The sequence below is a fragment of the Gemmobacter denitrificans genome, from assembly GCF_036964905.1.
GTDB classification, from domain to species: domain Bacteria; phylum Pseudomonadota; class Alphaproteobacteria; order Rhodobacterales; family Rhodobacteraceae; genus Gemmobacter; species Gemmobacter denitrificans.
Window position 1 is genome coordinate 16,155 of the sequence record NZ_JBALHR010000003.1, and the last position, 15,968, is coordinate 32,122.

The 15,968-nt window shown below is 61.9% G+C and carries 14 protein-coding genes and 1 pseudogene; 5 read left to right on the top strand and 10 right to left on the bottom strand.

The features are described from left to right. Positions 1-9: 9 nt before the first annotated feature. Positions 10-374, top strand: a pseudogene (locus tag V6590_RS05865) (DDE-type integrase/transposase/recombinase); the annotation flags it as partial. Positions 375-606: 232 nt separating this feature from the next. Here the strand turns inward: V6590_RS05865 and V6590_RS05870 are convergent. From V6590_RS05870 to V6590_RS05915, 10 genes are all read right to left on the bottom strand, one after another. Continuing rightward, positions 607-2,529: a methyl-accepting chemotaxis protein gene (locus V6590_RS05870; protein WP_335420899.1), complete on the bottom strand. Its 1,923-nt coding sequence runs from the start codon at positions 2,527-2,529 to the stop codon at positions 607-609. A 360-nt stretch (positions 2,530-2,889) separates the two neighbouring features. Continuing rightward, the gene (locus V6590_RS05875) at positions 2,890-4,362 is read right to left on the bottom strand and encodes a mannitol dehydrogenase family protein (RefSeq protein ID WP_335420900.1); all 1,473 of its coding nucleotides are present in this window, start codon (positions 4,360-4,362) and stop codon (positions 2,890-2,892) included. Between the two features lies 1 nt (position 4,363). Beyond that, a complete protein-coding gene (locus V6590_RS05880) occupies positions 4,364-5,131 on the bottom strand; it encodes an L-iditol 2-dehydrogenase (RefSeq protein ID WP_335420902.1) in 768 nt (255 codons plus the stop codon). Next, positions 5,128-6,123, bottom strand: a complete 996-nt coding sequence (locus V6590_RS05885; RefSeq protein ID WP_335420904.1) for an ABC transporter ATP-binding protein — start codon at positions 6,121-6,123, stop codon at positions 5,128-5,130. Before V6590_RS05885 ends, V6590_RS05880 begins: the two co-directional genes overlap by 4 nt. A gap of 7 nt (positions 6,124-6,130) precedes the next feature. Then, complete coding sequence (locus tag V6590_RS05890; RefSeq protein ID WP_335420906.1) at positions 6,131-6,961, bottom strand: carbohydrate ABC transporter permease; 831 nt, start codon at positions 6,959-6,961, stop codon at positions 6,131-6,133. Positions 6,962-6,972: 11 nt separating this feature from the next. After that, complete coding sequence (locus tag V6590_RS05895) at positions 6,973-7,845, bottom strand: carbohydrate ABC transporter permease (RefSeq protein WP_335420907.1); 873 nt, start codon at positions 7,843-7,845, stop codon at positions 6,973-6,975. A gap of 141 nt (positions 7,846-7,986) precedes the next feature. Continuing rightward, entirely contained in the window at positions 7,987-9,300 is a 1,314-nt protein-coding gene (locus V6590_RS05900; protein ID WP_335420909.1) for an ABC transporter substrate-binding protein, read from the bottom strand. 120 nt (positions 9,301-9,420) lie between these two features. Continuing rightward, positions 9,421-10,362 carry a sugar-binding transcriptional regulator gene (locus V6590_RS05905; protein WP_335420911.1) on the bottom strand — a complete coding sequence of 314 codons (942 nt, stop codon included), beginning with the start codon at positions 10,360-10,362 and terminating at the stop codon, positions 9,421-9,423. Positions 10,363-10,435: 73 nt separating this feature from the next. Further along, a complete protein-coding gene (locus V6590_RS05910; RefSeq protein ID WP_335420913.1) occupies positions 10,436-11,158 on the bottom strand; it encodes an HAD family hydrolase in 723 nt (240 codons plus the stop codon). Positions 11,159-11,283: 125 nt separating this feature from the next. After that, positions 11,284-12,792 carry an aldehyde dehydrogenase (NADP(+)) gene (locus V6590_RS05915; RefSeq protein WP_335421688.1) on the bottom strand — a complete coding sequence of 503 codons (1,509 nt, stop codon included), beginning with the start codon at positions 12,790-12,792 and terminating at the stop codon, positions 11,284-11,286. Between the two features lie 175 nt (positions 12,793-12,967). Here V6590_RS05915 and V6590_RS05920 point away from each other — a divergent pair, with 175 nt between their 5' ends. The 4 genes from V6590_RS05920 to V6590_RS05935 all read left to right on the top strand — a co-directional run bounded on the left by V6590_RS05920 (position 12,968) and on the right by V6590_RS05935 (position 15,897). Further along, a complete protein-coding gene (locus V6590_RS05920; protein ID WP_335420915.1) occupies positions 12,968-13,774 on the top strand; it encodes an ABC transporter substrate-binding protein in 807 nt (268 codons plus the stop codon). A 75-nt stretch (positions 13,775-13,849) separates the two neighbouring features. After that, entirely contained in the window at positions 13,850-14,515 is a 666-nt protein-coding gene (locus V6590_RS05925; protein WP_335420917.1) for an amino acid ABC transporter permease, read from the top strand. A gap of 13 nt (positions 14,516-14,528) precedes the next feature. Then, the gene (locus tag V6590_RS05930) at positions 14,529-15,182 is read left to right on the top strand and encodes an amino acid ABC transporter permease (RefSeq protein WP_335420919.1); all 654 of its coding nucleotides are present in this window, start codon (positions 14,529-14,531) and stop codon (positions 15,180-15,182) included. Further along, positions 15,175-15,897 carry an amino acid ABC transporter ATP-binding protein gene (locus tag V6590_RS05935; protein ID WP_335420921.1) on the top strand — a complete coding sequence of 241 codons (723 nt, stop codon included), beginning with the start codon at positions 15,175-15,177 and terminating at the stop codon, positions 15,895-15,897. The genes V6590_RS05930 and V6590_RS05935 overlap by 8 nt, the downstream gene beginning before the upstream one ends. Positions 15,898-15,968: the final 71 nt, after the last annotated feature.

Sequence of the window (15,968 nt, forward strand, 5' to 3'; positions counted from 1 at the left end):
AGTCGGACATCATGCCCACTGGACTGCGTGAACCGCCAGTTCCGTGTGCCTGCGCCGAACATGCTGTGGGTTTTGGACTTCCCCCATGTCGCCACCTGGAAGGGGTTCCCTATGTTGTCTTTGTTGTCGACGCCTATGCCCGGAAGACCGTCGGTTGGCGCGTCAGCACCTCCCCTCATGCCGGTTTCGTTCTCGGTGCCCTCAAGCAGGCCGTCCACGAACGTCGCCCGATCTAGGGTAAGGCGCTGGTCCATCATTCGGGCTGCGGATCACAATACCTGTGGATCAAATACAGCGAACGGCTGGCAGAGGCAGGCATCGAGCCTTCCGTGGGCAGCGTCGGTGATAGCGAGGATAATGCCTTGGCCGACACCGATCAAGCCGCCAATGAGATGGGCACATCGGAACTGCATTCAACCAGCATCATGTTGGCGGCCGGCGCGCCGACCACGAACCGAAGCATGCACCCGGGATGATTTCAGACGAAGGCCGAGGCGAGAGCAGGCCAGCTCAAGACAGGCCGAAGATCAAACCCGCCCCTGGGCGCCCCATACCGCCTGCGCAAGAGAGCTTGACTGAGACGGCCCCATTACCGAAGTCTGGAGCCTAGAACTCCGCCCAAGCCTCGCCTCCCACCACCCGAGCAGGCACAGGTTTGGCAGTGCGTCGCGGCTCTGGCATGGCTTGCGGCTGTGACGGCAGGTTTTTTGTCACCGGGTTTGCCCGCGAAGCATCGGTACGGAACCGACTGAGGACTTGCAGCAGGGCTTCCGCCCTTTGGCGCAGAGCCACACCCGCCGCAGCGGATTCTTCTGCGACAGCCGCATTCTGTTGTGACACCTGATCCAGCTGTGCCACCCCATGGTTGATTTCTTCCAAGGCGGAAGACTGATGTTGCGACGTCGCCGCGATCTCGGTCATCAGTGTTTGCGCTTCGCTGACACAACCCAGGATACTGTCCAACTGTTCTCCGGTGCGTGCGACCAGGGTGCTGCCCTTGTCCACTTGTCCCCGACTGTCGGAGATCAGTTGAGCAATCTCCTGTGCGGAATCGGAGGCTTTCAGGGCAAGGTTTCGCACCTCCGAGGCGACGACGGCAAATCCCTTGCCCGCATCGCCGGCACGGGCCGCCTCGATCCCGGCATTCAGCGCAAGCAGGTTGGTCTGGAAGGCGATATCCTCAATGGCACCGATGATCCGCGTCATCTGCTGGGCACTTGATTCAATGGCGGCCATGGCATCGATAGCTTCGCGCACGACACCGGCCCCGGCTTCGGCGCGTTGGCGGCTTTGCGTGCCCGCCGTCTCGGCCTGCGCAACCCGGATGCTGGCCGAACTGACGTTCTCGGCCAGGCCGCTCAGGGCCGCCGATGTCTGTTCCAGCGTTGCGGCCTGCGTTTCAGTCCGTTTTGCCAGAGCATCCGAGGCACTGTCGATTTCGGCCGCGCTGCCAAAGACGGATTGCGCAACCTCATGGGCGTCCTGAATGACCGCATTCAAGGCATCGATCACGGAATTATAGCTCGCCCGCAATTGTTCATATTCGGCAGGGAAGGGATCAGTGGCGGGACTTTCGATCTTCCGTGTCAGATCGCCGGTTTCAAGCCGTTGCAGACCATCAGAAATATCCCGAACCACCCTTGCCTGGGTGCGGGCCGTGCTTTCGGCTTGCTCCATCGCCATCTGTTGTGATGCTAGCTGTGCCTCGCGCGCGGCTTTTGCATCGGACAAGGCTAGCCGGAACGCATCGAGATTGCGGGCCATGTCACCGATTGCATCGGGCGTATCCTGATGCGGAATTTCGGTTTCATAATCTTCGGCTGCAACGCGCTTCATGGCGGTGTTGATCTGCCCAATCGGACGCAGAGCCAGCGACATCAGGACAAGACCCGAGATAACCGCAAGGGCAATCGCGAAGCCAGCGGCCAGAACAGCTTTCTTGATCGTCTGGTCAATAACGGCAGTGAGTTCGGATTCGGCAATTCCAGCCTCCAGCGCGCCGGTGATCTCGCCTGCTTTGTTCCGGATCGGAAAATGCTGTGCCTTGACCGGCGTTCCGAGGATTGACACGGTGCCGAGGTGCTGTTCCCCCCGCAATAGGGCGGCATGGCTGTCACTGTCTGGTTCCAGTCCGGTTCCGGTGGCATACGCCCCGGTCAAATCCCGGAAGGTGGTTGAAACGCGGATGAATCGGCCCGACGCCTTGTCGTATCGCAGGATTGAACCGATACCATCGGTCTGCATGACCGACCCCTCGGCTGTCTTGTTATCGGCAAAATCCGGAACCTGTTCCCATTCCGCCGAAACCAGAAGACCCTTTTCGTCGGTGGTGTAGGTAAACCCGGCTTCGCGCGTATTGTTCTGCTGATCAAAGGCGAGCACGCGCAACACCACGCTTTGCGCGTGTTCGATCCGGGCAACAAGCGCATCTCGTTGCAGGGAGATGAGCAATGCCGAAAGGCTGACTGCCAGAGAGACAAGTATCGCGACAATCAGCGAGAGGACCTTGGTTTTGAGGGACAGTTTCATGACTGCTTTATCCCGAACAACAGCGCGTCTGGTTTGCGTGGTTTTGTGGCAGTTCCAGACTGTGGGGGACAGGCGTTAAGAAATGCCGAATCACTCACTGTGGCTGATCAGGCCCGTCAAGCCAGGCCGGAGCCATGAAAAAGCTTTGCTGCATCAACTTATGCGTGCAAATGGCCCGACCCGGTGGTTTATGGATGGGCACTGGATCTGGCATGTCTGGTATGGGACACGTTAAGGATATCATTGGCTTGGCCAGAAATGCCCAAATTGGCCCAGATCAGCCCAAAGCTGATTGATGCAAGGGCTGGCCAGCAGGCCCGGACATGCCAGTCGGGCCTGCAAGGCTCTGCCAGCTGGGTTCTAAGCCACAGACGAAAGATAGTCGGCAATGGCTGCCCGGGAACCGCGGTTCCAGACATCCTGCAGCGCATTGGCAAAGGGGGTTGCAAAACGCGAATCCCGGGCCAGATCGCCATAGGCTTCATTCCCGTCAAGCCAGGCCTGCGGGGTCTGCCTGGCGACTCCGGCGCGATGTGTCAGGCTGTCCCAGGCAGGATCGTTGGGCGCAATGGCAAGGCCGGTCTCGGTCGTACCAGCACAATAGCGGCACCAGAGCGCCGAAAGCAGGATCAGCCCCCGGGCATCGCCGCCCGCCGCGAGATTGTCGCGCAGGCTGGGCACGATGAACTTGGGCTGCCGGTTGGATCCATCCAGACACAGGCGGCGCACGGTATCCGCAATCATCGGATTGGAGAACCGGTCGATGATCAGCGCCTTGTAGTCGGGCAGGCGGGTGCCCGGCACCGGTGGTACGAAGGGCAGCACTTCCCGCGTCAGGACGGTATCCAGAAAGGCGCGGATCTGCGGATCGGCCATTGCCTCATGGACATATTCGATATCGGCCAGCCCGCCCGGATAGGCGATGATGGCATGCCCCCCGTTCAGGATACGGATCTTCATGGTTTCGAAGGCATCCACGCGATCGGTGAAAACCACGCCAACCTCTTCCAATGGCGGGCGGCCTGCCGGAAACCTGTCTTCCAGCACCCATTGCCGGAAAGGTTCGCAGGTGACCGGGGCTGCATCGTCAAGGCCAAGATCGCGGGCCATGGCCTGTTCACGCGGGCCCGTGGCTGGGGTGATGCGATCCACCATCGAATTGGGAAAGGCGACCTGGGCGGCAATCCAATCGGCCAGTTCCGGATCGGAAAGCCGGGCCACGCCAACCACGGCGGCCGCCGTCACCTGGCCATTATGCGGAAGATTGTCGCAGCACATCACGGTGAAGGGCGCGATCCCGGCGCTGCGGCGCAGGCGCAGGGCGGCGGCAATGGCCCCAAAGGCAGTGCGGGGCGTTTCGGGATTCAGCCCGTCATGCCGGATGTCGGGATGGGCGGGGTTGAATGCCCCGGTCGCCGGATCGATGTAATAGCCGCCTTCCGTGACCGTCAACGAAACGATGCGGATGTCGGGCCGGGACATGGCTGCGATCAGCGGGCCATTGTCATCACAGACCGGCAGAAAATCCGTCATCGCCCCGATCACGCGGGCCGCCCGGCTTTCAGGGGCCAATTCGATCACGCTATACAGGTAATCCTGCGCGGCCAGAGCGTCGCGCATGCGGGCATCGCCCGCGCGGACGCCAGCGCCGATGATGGCCCAATCCTGCGCCAACCCGCGGGCAAAAAGATCATCCAGATAGACGGCCATATGGGCGCGGTGGAAATTGCCGCAGCCGATATGAACGATCCCCGGCTTCAACTGCTTGCGGTCATAGGCTGGTGTTACAACCGCCGCTGGCAGTTGTGAAAGTGTGGCGTTTGACAGGGTCATTTCAGGCCATCCAGTTTCCGCCATCAACGCCAAAACACTGCGCGACGACATAGTCCGAGTCAGGGCTGGCAAGAAAGATTGCCATGCCGGTCAGGTCAGCCGCGGTTCCCATGCGGCCATAGGGCACCGCAGCGCCGACGATCCGTTTCTTTTCGCCGGGCTGGCGGCCTTCATGGCGGGCGAACAGGGCATCGACGTGATCCCAGTGTTCGCCCTCTACCACGCCGGGTGCGATCGCGTTGACGTTGATGCCGTGCTTGATGAGATCCAGGCCCGCCGATTGCGTGAGCGAGATCACTGCCGCCTTGGTTGCGCAATAGACGCCGACCAGCGCCTCGCCGCGCCGACCTGCCTGGCTGGCCATGTTGATGATCTTGCCGCCGCGCCCCTGGGAGATCATCTGGCGGGCCGCAGCCTGCAACACGAACAAGGTGCCTGCCACGTTGATCGAAAACAGCCGGTCATGGCTTTCGCGGGTGATTTCGACAATCGGCGCCATGTCGAACAACGCCGCGTTGTTCACCAGAATGTCGATCCCGCCGCGTGCCGCCATCGCGGCAAAGGCGTGGTCGATGCTGTCTTGACGGCTGACATCCAGATGCAGCGCAAAGGCATCAGGGCCGATCTCTGCCGCAGCCTTTTCGGCGGCTTCAAGGTTGATGTCGGCAATCGCCACTGTGGCACCTTCGGCCACATAGGCCGCAGCAAAGGCCTTGCCGATGCCACGGGCTGCGCCCGTGATCAGGGCAATTTTTCCCCGAAGTTTCATGCCAATGCCTTTCCATCCTGGTCAAAGCGGTGAATCCGCGCCGGATCGGGGTTCAGACGGATCCGGTCACCGTGATGCACGCCAAGTTCGCCGGGGCCACGAACGTTGATGATGCCCAGACCCGGCACATCCACCTTGATGAAGCTGTCAGAGCCCAGATGTTCCGACAGGCCCACCACGCCCTCCCAGGGGCCATCGCCAACGGTGATATGTTCCGGCCGGATACCGATGGTATGGGCGTTGTGTCTGGCCGCTTCGGCCCCGGAGACGAAGTTCATCTTCGGGCTGCCGATGAACCCGGCGACAAAGATGTTGCACGGCTGGTGATACAGCGTCAGCGGGCTGCCCACCTGTTCGATGCGGCCCGCGTTCAGCACCACGATCTTGTCGGCCATGGTCATCGCTTCGACCTGATCATGGGTGACATAGATCATAGTTGTTTTCAGGCTTTGGTGCAGCTCGCTGATTTCCTGCCGCATGCCCACGCGCAACGCTGCATCAAGGTTCGACAGCGGCTCGTCGAACAGGAAGGCCGCCGGTTCGCGCACGATGGCGCGGCCAATGGCCACCCGCTGCCGCTGGCCACCCGAAAGCTGGCCGGGGCGGCGATCCAGATAGCTGCCAAGGTTCAGCACCGCCGCCGCGCGTTCCACCCGGCGTTCCTGTTCGGCCTGATCCATCCCGGCCATCTTCAGCGGGAAGGCGATGTTCTTGCGCACGGTCATATGCGGGTACAGCGCATAGGACTGGAAGACCATGGCCAGCCCGCGTTTGGCAGGAGGCAGGTGGGTGGCATCCTTGCCATCGATCTCGATCACGCCGGCGCTGGTATCTTCCAGCCCCGCGATCAGGCGCAGCAACGTGGATTTGCCACAGCCCGACGGGCCCACGAACACGACGAATTCGCCATCTTCGATATCAAGGTCGATGCCGGGAATGACATGCACGTCTCCGAATGACTTGCGGACCTGACGAAGTTGAATCTTTCCCATAGCTACCTCACTTCACCGCGCCAAAGGTCAGGCCGCGGACGAGTTGTTTCTGGCTGAACCAGCCAAGGATCAGGATCGGCATGATGGCCATGGCCGAAGCTGCCGAAAGTTTTGCGTAGAACAGGCCCTGCGGCGCCGAGAAGCTGGCGATGAAGGCCGAAAGCGGAGCCGCCTTGGTGGTGGTCAGCGTGATGGTCCAGAACGCCTCGTTCCAGGCCAGGATGATGTTCAGCAGCATGGTCGATGCGATGCCGGGCACGGCCATCGGCGTCAGGACATGGATGATTTCATCCAGCAGCCCCGCGCCATCCATCCGGGCGGCTTCTAGGATCTCGCCGGGGATTTCCTTGAAATAGGTGTAGAGCATCCAGATGATGATCGGCAGGTTGATGAGCATCAGAACCAGAACCAGGCCGATCTTGGTATCGAACAAACCGGCGCGCTGCATGATGAGATAGAGCGGGATCAGCACGGCCACGGCGGGCATCATCTTGGTCGAGAGCATCCACATCAGCAGGTCCTTGGTCCGCTTGCCGGGGACAAAGGCCATGGCCCATGCGGCCGGAATTGCGATCACCAGCCCCAGCAGGGTGGACCCGACTGCGATGACGACCGAGTTCCAGAAGAACCGCGGATAGTCGGAACGGGACCAGACCTCGGCATAGTTTTCCAGCGTCCAGTCAGCGGTGAACAGTTGCGGCGGCACCGCGACGGCAGAGGTTTCCGTCTTGAACGATGTCAAGATCATCCACAGCACGGGAAAGAAGATCAGCAGGGCAACCGACCATGCGGCCAGGGTGGTCAGGGCCTTGCGGCGGGGCGAAATGGCGCGGGACATGGGCCTGTTCCTTATGCGTCAAGGTTCTTGCCGATGCTGCGCATCAGGAAGAAGGCGACGATATTGGCAAGGATCACGGCAATGATCCCCCCGGCGGCGGCGCGGCCGATGTCTTTCGCGACGATGGCCTGCTTGAAGATCATGTAAGGCAATGTGGTCGAAGCCGACCCCGGCCCACCCTGTGTGGTGGTGTAGATTTCACCGAAGATGCCCAGCAGGAAGATGGTCTGGATCAGCACGACCACGGTGATCGACCGCGTCAGATGCGGCAGGATGATATAGCGGAACCGGGCAAGGGCCGAGGCCCCGTCCATCTCGGCGGCCTCCAGCTGTTCGGAGGACAGCGATTGCAGCGCGGTCAACAGGATCAGCGTCGAGAAGGGCAACCATTCCCATGCCACGATCCCGATGACCGACGCCATCGGATAGTTTTCCAGAAACAGGATCGGTTGCGCCCCAAAGCCGGTGGCGATGGCGGCAAACAGCCCGTTTTGCGGATGCATGAACAGGTTTTCCCAGATCGAGGCGGCAACCGGGGGCATCACGAAGAAGGGGGCGATGACAAGGATGCGCAGCACGCCCTGGCCCTTGACCGGTTGATCGATCAGCAGGGCGATCAGCACGCCCAGAACGACCGTGATCACCAGGACCCCCAGCACCAGCACCAGCGTATTGACGATGGCCAGCCAGAATTCGGGCGCGTTCAGAAACCATGCGTAATTGGTGATGCCGTTGAAACCGGCACGCTCCGGCGTCAGCAGGCGGAAAAACCGGAAGGAATAGTAAAGCGTCAGGGCCAGCGGCACGATCATCCAGACAAACAGCAGGATGACCGAGGGCGCGACCATCACGCGCGCGGCAAGTCGGGTGGATTGGGTGGACATGGGGCAACTCTCCGGTGCGGGGCCAGCGGGCACCGTGGACGGGCGAATGGAATGCCGGATTTTTGAAGGCTGCCCCCTGCGGCGCAAGGGGCAGTTCGGGCCACGAGGGCCGGCCTGAAAGCCGGCCCCCTTTGGCCTGCGTTACTTCAGATAGCCGGCGGTGGTCATTTCTTCCACCGACAGGGCCTGCGCTTCGGCCAGCGCTTCATCCACCGACTTCTGCCCAGCCAGAGCGGCCGAGAAGATTTCGCCCACGCCGGTGGCCAGACCCGCGAATTCCGGGATGGCCACGAACTGCACGCCGACATAGGGCACCGGCTTGGTGGCCGGATTGGTCGGGTCTGCCGCGTTGATGCTGTCGATCGTCATCTTGGCGAAGGGCAGGGCCGCATATTCCGGGTTCGCATAGAGCGAGCTGCGGGTGCCCGGAGGTGCATTGCGCCAGCCTTCCTTGGAGGCCACGAGCGAGATGTAGTCCTTGTTGGTGGCCCAGTTCACGAAGGTCTTGGCTGCATCCTTGGCGTCAGACGAGGCCGGGATGGCCAGCGACCAGGCCCAGAGCCAGTTGGCGCGCTTGCCCAGACCGGCATCGGGGGCCAGTGCAAAGCCGACCTGTTCGGCAAACTCCGATTGCGCCGGATCGGTCAGCGAGCCTGCCGAAACCGTGGCATCCATCCGCATGGCGCATTTGCCCTGCAGTGACAGCGTCAGGTTTTCGTTATAGCCGTTGTTCGATGCGCCGGGCGGGCCGTATTTGGTCAGCAGATCGACATAGTCGGTCAGCACGGCCTTCCATTCCGGCTGGTCGAACTGGGGGTTCCAGTTTTCATCGAACCAGCGTGCACCATAGCTGTTGGCCATGCTGCTCAGGAACGCCATGTTCTCGCCCCAACCGGCCTTGCCGCGCAGGCAGATGCCGTAGATGCCATTGGCGGTATCGGTCATGGCAGCGGCAGCGGCCTTGATCTCGTCCCAGGTGGGCGCGTCCGAAAGGGTGATGCCAGCCTTTTCCGCCAGATCCTTGCGATAGTTCACAAAGGACGATTCCCCATAGAAGGGCGAGGCAAAAAGCGTGCCGTCGAGGGTCAGGCCGCCACGGATCGCGGGCAGCAGGTCATCCACGTCGTAATCGGCGGGCAGGTCGTTCAGACCTTCCAGCCAACCCTGTTTGGCCCAGATCGGCACTTCATAGGTGCCGATGGTGATCACGTCATACTGGCCACCGCCGGTGGCAATATCGGTGGTGACGTTCTGGCGCAGGATGTTCTCTTCCAGCGTGACCCACTCGACCTTGATGTCGGGGTGCTTGGCATAGAAGTCGTCCATCAGACCCTGCATGCGGATCATGTCGCCATTGTTCACGGTCGCCACGGTGATGGTGGTTTCGGCCATGGCTGCGGTGCCGAGCGCAGCAACAGCACAGGCGCCCATAAGCGCCCGGATCGTCAGTTTCATCGTATCCTCCCTTGGCATGAGCATATGCCCATCGCGTGAGTAATTATTCATGCGGCGACGCGCAAGGTCAACCGGGAAATTCCCAGCAAAGTCATGGGGGGCGCAGATAAAGTTCCGGTTTCAGGCCAGAAGGGCGGCGGCGGTGGGTTCGTCCGTCACCAACGAGTTGATGATTCGACCCTTCAACGCCGCACGGATCGCGGCGACCTTTGTCTGGCCTGCCGCAACACCAACCACGGGAACGCTGTGTCCGGGTTCGATCCTGACCCCGCCCACAAGGGCCGAAATCGGGGTTTCGATATAGCGACCTTCGGCCCCATAGACCCCGCCGACAATCTCGCCCACCGCGCCCTTGGCCTGCATGTCGGCCAACTGGCTGCGGGTTATGAACCCGTCCTTGAACAGGGGCGCGGTTTCATCCATCTGGCCGATCCCGACAAAATAGACATCGGCCTTGCGCGCCAGATTGGCCACGGTTTGCACCGGGCGCAGGGCGTGGAACATTGCGCGTTCCTCGGGGGTTTCGGAAATCAGCGGCGCAGGCATCGGATAATGCGGGGCATGCAGCCTGTCGGCCAGCAGCATGATCACGTCATAGAAGGATGCCGCCCCATCAGGGGCAATATTGCCGATCAACGACACGATCCGATGCCGGTCATTCCGTTGCGGCACGATTTCACCCACCATTGCACTGAGCGCGCGGCCGGTGCCTACCGCGATGGTCTGGGGTTCGGCCCGGGCCAGAAAGCTTTCCAGCAAGGTTGCTGCAGTTGCGGCGGTGGCTCGGGCCGGTTCAGCCCCGGCCCCCAAATCGGGTGCGACGCGGGCGCGCTGCAGCCCATAATGCCGTACCAACTGCGCCTCAAGCTCAAGGCAGCGGCCGATCTTGTGATCCAGCCGAACCCGGATCAGCCCTTCGGCCATCGCCTTGCTGACCAGTCTTTGTGCCCGCTGCCGGGACACGCCCAGTTCGGTTGCGATCTGGTCCTGCGTCATGCCGCCGACGTAATACAGCCATCCTGCCCGCGCGGCTGCGTCCAACAAGGAGTTTTCGGTTTCCATTCTGCACCTGCCACGGTCGGGTGACCCCGGCCAATTCGTGAACTGTCATAGTGTCAAAGCCGGGGCAGTGCGATCAAGCATCTTTCCGGGGGGCTGGCGGCGCGGGGGCGGCCTGCGGCAGAAGATCGAAAAACCCCGTGAAACTGGCAAAATGCAGATCGGGGCGGGCATCTTCGGGTTCGGGGTCCAGCACAGGGCCAAGATGGCTGCCACCCGTGAACCGCCAGACGATCATGCCGGCGGCACGTCCGGCGCGGATGCCGGTCAGGCTGTCTTCGATCACCAGAGAGCGGGTGGGGCTGGCCCCCATGCGGGCTGCGGCATGCAGGAACAGATCGGGCGCGGGTTTGCCATTGGCAACCTCACTCGCCGTAAAGACGCGGCCCCTGGCCAGATCCCACAGCCCGGTCATGCGCAACGATGCCTCGACCCGCCTGGGGCTGGACGAGGTGGCCACGCACCACGGCAGTCGCAGACCGGACAGGACCCGGGCCACGCCGGGCATGGCGGTCAGGCTTTCGGAAAAGGCGGCCAGCAGCCGGTTGCGATAAGCCTCTTCAAAACCTTCCGGCAGATCGATCCCGAAATCCCGCCGGATCTGCGACATGACGACCGGATAGCTGCGCCCCAGAAAGTGCCGCGCGACATAGGGCATATCCACGGTTATTCCCATGGCCCCCAGTTCGGCGATCAGCATGGCGGCGCTGATCTTTTCGCTGTCCACCAGCACGCCGTCGCAATCGAAGATGACAAGGTCAAAGTCACCCATGCCCGCCCCAACCCTTGATCGCGCCATCCCCATCCCCTTGCGCCCCGCAGCACCCCGATCCTGCACAGGATGGAGTATTTCGCGGGCGAAGGGAATGTTGCGGCGTGGCGGGCCCCGATCAGCAGATGCCAGATGGGCGGGGGCCCCGTCGGTCAGACCTGTGGCAGCAGCTCCTCAGGCAGGTTCTGATAGCAGACAGGCCGCAGGAAGCGGCGGATGGACAGGGTGCCGACCGAGGTCGCGCCGAAATTGGTCGAGGCGGGATAAGGGCCGCCATGAACCATGCTGTCGCAGACCTCCACCCCCGTGGGAAAGCCATTGGCAAGTATGCGCCCGGCCTTGCGTTCCAGCACGGGCAGCAGGCTGCGGGCCAGCGGCATATCGGCGCTGTCCATATGCAGCGTGGCCGTCAACTGCCCCTGAAACCGGTGGGCAACCTGTTCCATCTGGGCAATGTCGGTGGCCACGATCACCAGACCCAACGGCCCGAACACCTCTTCCGCCAGTCGGGGATTGTCCAGCCAATCCGCCGCAGAGACGGTGAACAGGAAGGGCAGGGCCTGCCGTGGCGCGCAGATGGATTGCAATAGCGCCTGAACACCGTTCTGTCGGGCCATCTCTGCCGCGCCGGTGGCATAGGCCGCCGCGATGCCATCGGTCAGCATCACCTGCGGGCCGGTTTCGGCCAGTGCGAGGCGTGCGGCTTCGACGAAGGTGTCACTGTCCGCGCCTGCCAGCACCACGGCAATGCCCGGATTTGTGCAGAATTGTCCTGCTCCCATGGTCAGCGAAGCCGCCCAGCCGCGCCCGATTTCCGTACCCCGGCTGGCGACGGCTGCAGGCAGCAGGAACATCGGGTTGACAGATCCCAGTTCGCCGAAAAACGGAATGGGCTCGGGGCGCTGCGCACAAAGATCGAACAAGGCGCGCCCCCCGGCCAGCGATCCGGTGAACCCGACGGCCTTGATCAGCGGATGCTGCACAAGGGCCTGGCCAACGTCGCGCCTGCCCCCCTGCACCAGCGAAAACACGCCTGCGGGCATGTCGCAGTGGTGAATTGCGGCCAAAATGGCCTGCGCGACGATTTCGGCGGTGCCGGGATGCGCGCCATGGCCCTTGACCACGACAGGGCAGCCAGCCGCCAGTGCCGCCGCCGTGTCGCCCCCGGCCGTGGAGAATGCCAGCGGAAAGTTCGACGCGCCGAACACGGCCACCGGGCCGATGGGCCGCTGCATCAGGCGCAACTCGGGGCGCGGCAGGGGCAGGCGGTCGGGCAAGGCGGCGTCGTGGCGCAGATCAAGATGGCTGCCCTGCCGGATATGCTGGGCAAACAGGCGCAACTGGCCCGTGGTGCGCCCCCGTTCACCGTTCAGGCGGGCCTCGGGCAGGCCGGTTTCCTGCGTGCCAATGGTAGTGATCGCCGTGGCCCGCAGGTCGATTTCGTCGGCGATACGGTCCAGAAATTCGGCACGGGCAGCCTGCGTGGTTTGCGAATACGTCGCGAAGGCCGCCTCGGCAGCCTGCACTGCCTGATCCACCAGATCAGGGGTGCCCACTGCAAAAGCATGTGCCGGCCCATGCGCGGGTTCCGACAGGAAGGTGGTTTGCGATCCGATCCATGCGCCGGCAATCAGGTGTTTGCCGCTGGGTACAAATGACATGACTTTCCCTTCTGATGCGGCGCGATGGCCGGTGCCGTCCTGCGCGCTGGCAGGTTGGGCGCTGGTATAGCGCAGGTTTTTCCGTTGCGCCATGAATTTTCCTATATGAAAAATTCTTGCAACAAAAAAGAAAAATATGCATGTTCGCGCAAGAATCAACAGAGGAGTTCAAGGAATGAAAAAGCTGACTTTGATCGCGACCCTGCTTGCCGCAGCCGGTGCTGCAGGCATGGCACAGGCAGACAAGCTGGATGACATCATCGCCTCGGGCACGCTGCGCTGCGCCGTCGTGCTGGATTTCCCGCCGATGGGGATGCGCGATGCCGATAACCAGCCCATCGGCTTTGACGTCGATTACTGCAACGATCTGGCCGCAGCCCTGGGTGTGACCGCCGAGATCGTCGAGACGCCCTTCCCCGAGCGTATCCCTGCGCTGATGTCGGGCCGCGTCGATGTTGGTGTCGCCTCGACCTCTGACACGCTGGAACGGGCCAAGACAGTTGGCTTCAGCATCCCCTATTTCGCCTTTGAAATGGCCGTCACCGCCAATGACGCGACCGGTATCAAATCCTATGAGGACATGAAGGGACATACCGTTGGCGCCGTTGCGGGCACCTATGAGGCGATCGCGCTGGAAAAGCAGGTGAACGAATGGGGTGAGGGCCAGTTCCGCCCTTATCAGACCCAGGCCGATGTTTTCCTTGCGCTCAGCCAGGGGCAACTGGATGCGACCGTCTCCACCTCGACCGTGGCGATGGCCAATGTGAAGACCGGCAATTTTCCGGGCATTTCGGTTGTCGGCAATGCGCCCTTTGATACCGACTATGTGGCGCTGTTCACAAATCGCAACGAATACGGGCTTATCAACTATCTGAACCTGTTCGTGAACCAGCAGATCCGCACCGGCCGCTATGCCGAATTGTACGAAAAGTGGGTCGGCGGTTCGTTGCCCGCACTGACCGTGCCGAACGCCTATCGCTAATCCGATGCAGCAAGGGCAGGCGGCGCGGATGTTCCGCGCCGCTTTGCCATCCGCATCCCGCATCAGGAAACACCCATGTTCGGTTACACCTTTCAATGGAACCAGGCCCTGGCCCGGCTTCCCAAGATGCTGGACGGTGCGCTGGTGACCATGGAGATTGCGGTGCTGTCGATGCTGATCGGCATTGCATGCGCCATTCTTCTGACACTGTTCCGCCTGTCCGGCTCGCGCCCCCTTCGGGCCCTGGCTGCCGCTTGGGTTGAAGTCGCACGCAATACCCCGGCCCTGTTCCAGATCTATATGGCACATTTCGGCGTTGCGAGTTTTGGCATCCATTTCAGCCCCTTCCTGTCACTGCTGATCGGGATCACCTTCAACAATGCGGGCTATCTGGCCGAAAACTTCCGCGGTGCGCTGAAGGCCATCCCCGAGACGCAGACCCGTGCCGGGCGGTCCCTGGGCATGTCGCAGATGCAGGCCTTCCGCCATGTCATCCTGCCGCAGATGCTGCGCATTTCCTTTCTGCCGATGACCAACCAGATGGTCTGGGCGGTCTTGATGACCTCGCTTGGCGTGACCGTCGGAATGAATTCCGATCTGTATGGCGTGACGCAGGATCTGAATGCGCTGACCTTCCGCACCTTCGAGCTTTTCGCCATCGCCGCGGTGATCTTCTACCTCATCACCAAGATCATCACCCTGGCTGCGCGCCTGCTGGCCGCACGCCTGTTCCGGTACTGAGGGGGAACCAGCCATGTTCGAAACTGCTCTGACCTCCGCCGATCTTCTGTTCCTTGCCCGGGGTGCGGGCATGACGATCATCGTTACCGTGATTTCGGTCGCCATGGGCACCCTCCTGGGTGTCGTCTTCGGGGTGATCCGGGTCCAGTTCGGGGCGCAGGCCTGCCTGCCGCTGACCTTCTTTCTGGATATCTTCCGGTCGGTTCCGTTGCTGATCCAGCTTGTGCTGGCCAATGCCTTTCTGGGGGTGGTGCTGCGGCTGCAGCTTTCGGGGTTCACCGTCGCCTGTCTGGTGCTGTCGCTGTACACGGCGGCCTATTGCGCCGAGATTGTGCGCGGCGGGATCGAAGCCGTTCCCACCACGACCCGACGCGCGGCCCGGTCGCTCGGCATGACATGGGGGCAGGACATGCGCCACATCGTGATGCCGCTGGCCACCCGGGTCGCGCTGCCGTCATGGATCGGGCTTGCGCTGGGGGTCATGAAGGATTCTGCGCTGGTCTATGTGGTTCAGGTGACTGAACTGCTGAAATCTACCCAGATATTGATCACCCGGCTGCAAGAGCCGCTGTTCCTGCTGATGATCTGCGGGGCCTTCTACTTCCTCATCAGCTTTCCGCTTGCCCGTCTGGGCGGCTATCTCGAAAAAAGGTGGTCCAATGATTGAGATCCAGAATGTTCACAAGTCCTTTGGTCCGCTGCAGGTGCTCAAGGGGATCGACCTGACTGTCGAAAAGGGCGAGGTGGTCACCGTCATCGGCGGATCGGGATCGGGCAAATCCACCCTGCTGACCTGCATCAACGGGCTGGAGCCGATCAATTCCGGCAAGATCCTTGTGGATGGAACCGAAGTGCATGCGGCCACCACCAATCTGAACAGGCTGCGTCAGAAGATCGGTATCGTTTTTCAGCAGTGGAATGCCTTTCCCCATCTGACGGTTCTGGAAAATGTCACGCTGGCACCGCGCAAGGTGCTGGGGATCGGCAAGGCCGAGGCTGAGGCGATTGCGGAAAAGCAGTTGCGCCATGTCGGGCTGGGCGACAAGCTTGGCACTTATCCGTCGCGCTTGTCGGGTGGGCAGCAGCAGCGCATGGCGATTGCCCGGGCGTTGGCCATGTCACCGGATTACATGCTGTTTGACGAGGTGACCTCGGCGCTGGACCCGCAATTGGTGGGCGAGGTGCTGGAAACGCTGAAGATGCTGGCGGAAGAGGGCATGACCATGATCTGCGTGACGCATGAAATGGCCTTCGCACGGGATGTGTCGAACCGGGTTGCCTATTTCCACAAGGGCATCATGGCGGAAATCGGTGAACCGGCGCAGATTTTCGGCGATCCCCAGCATCCCGAAACCCGGGCCTTTCTTGCCAGCGTGCGTTGACGGGTCGGGGCCAGATGTGAAAGGCGCGGGGAATACCCCGCGCCTTTGGTGTTTGCGCACTGGCTGATGGC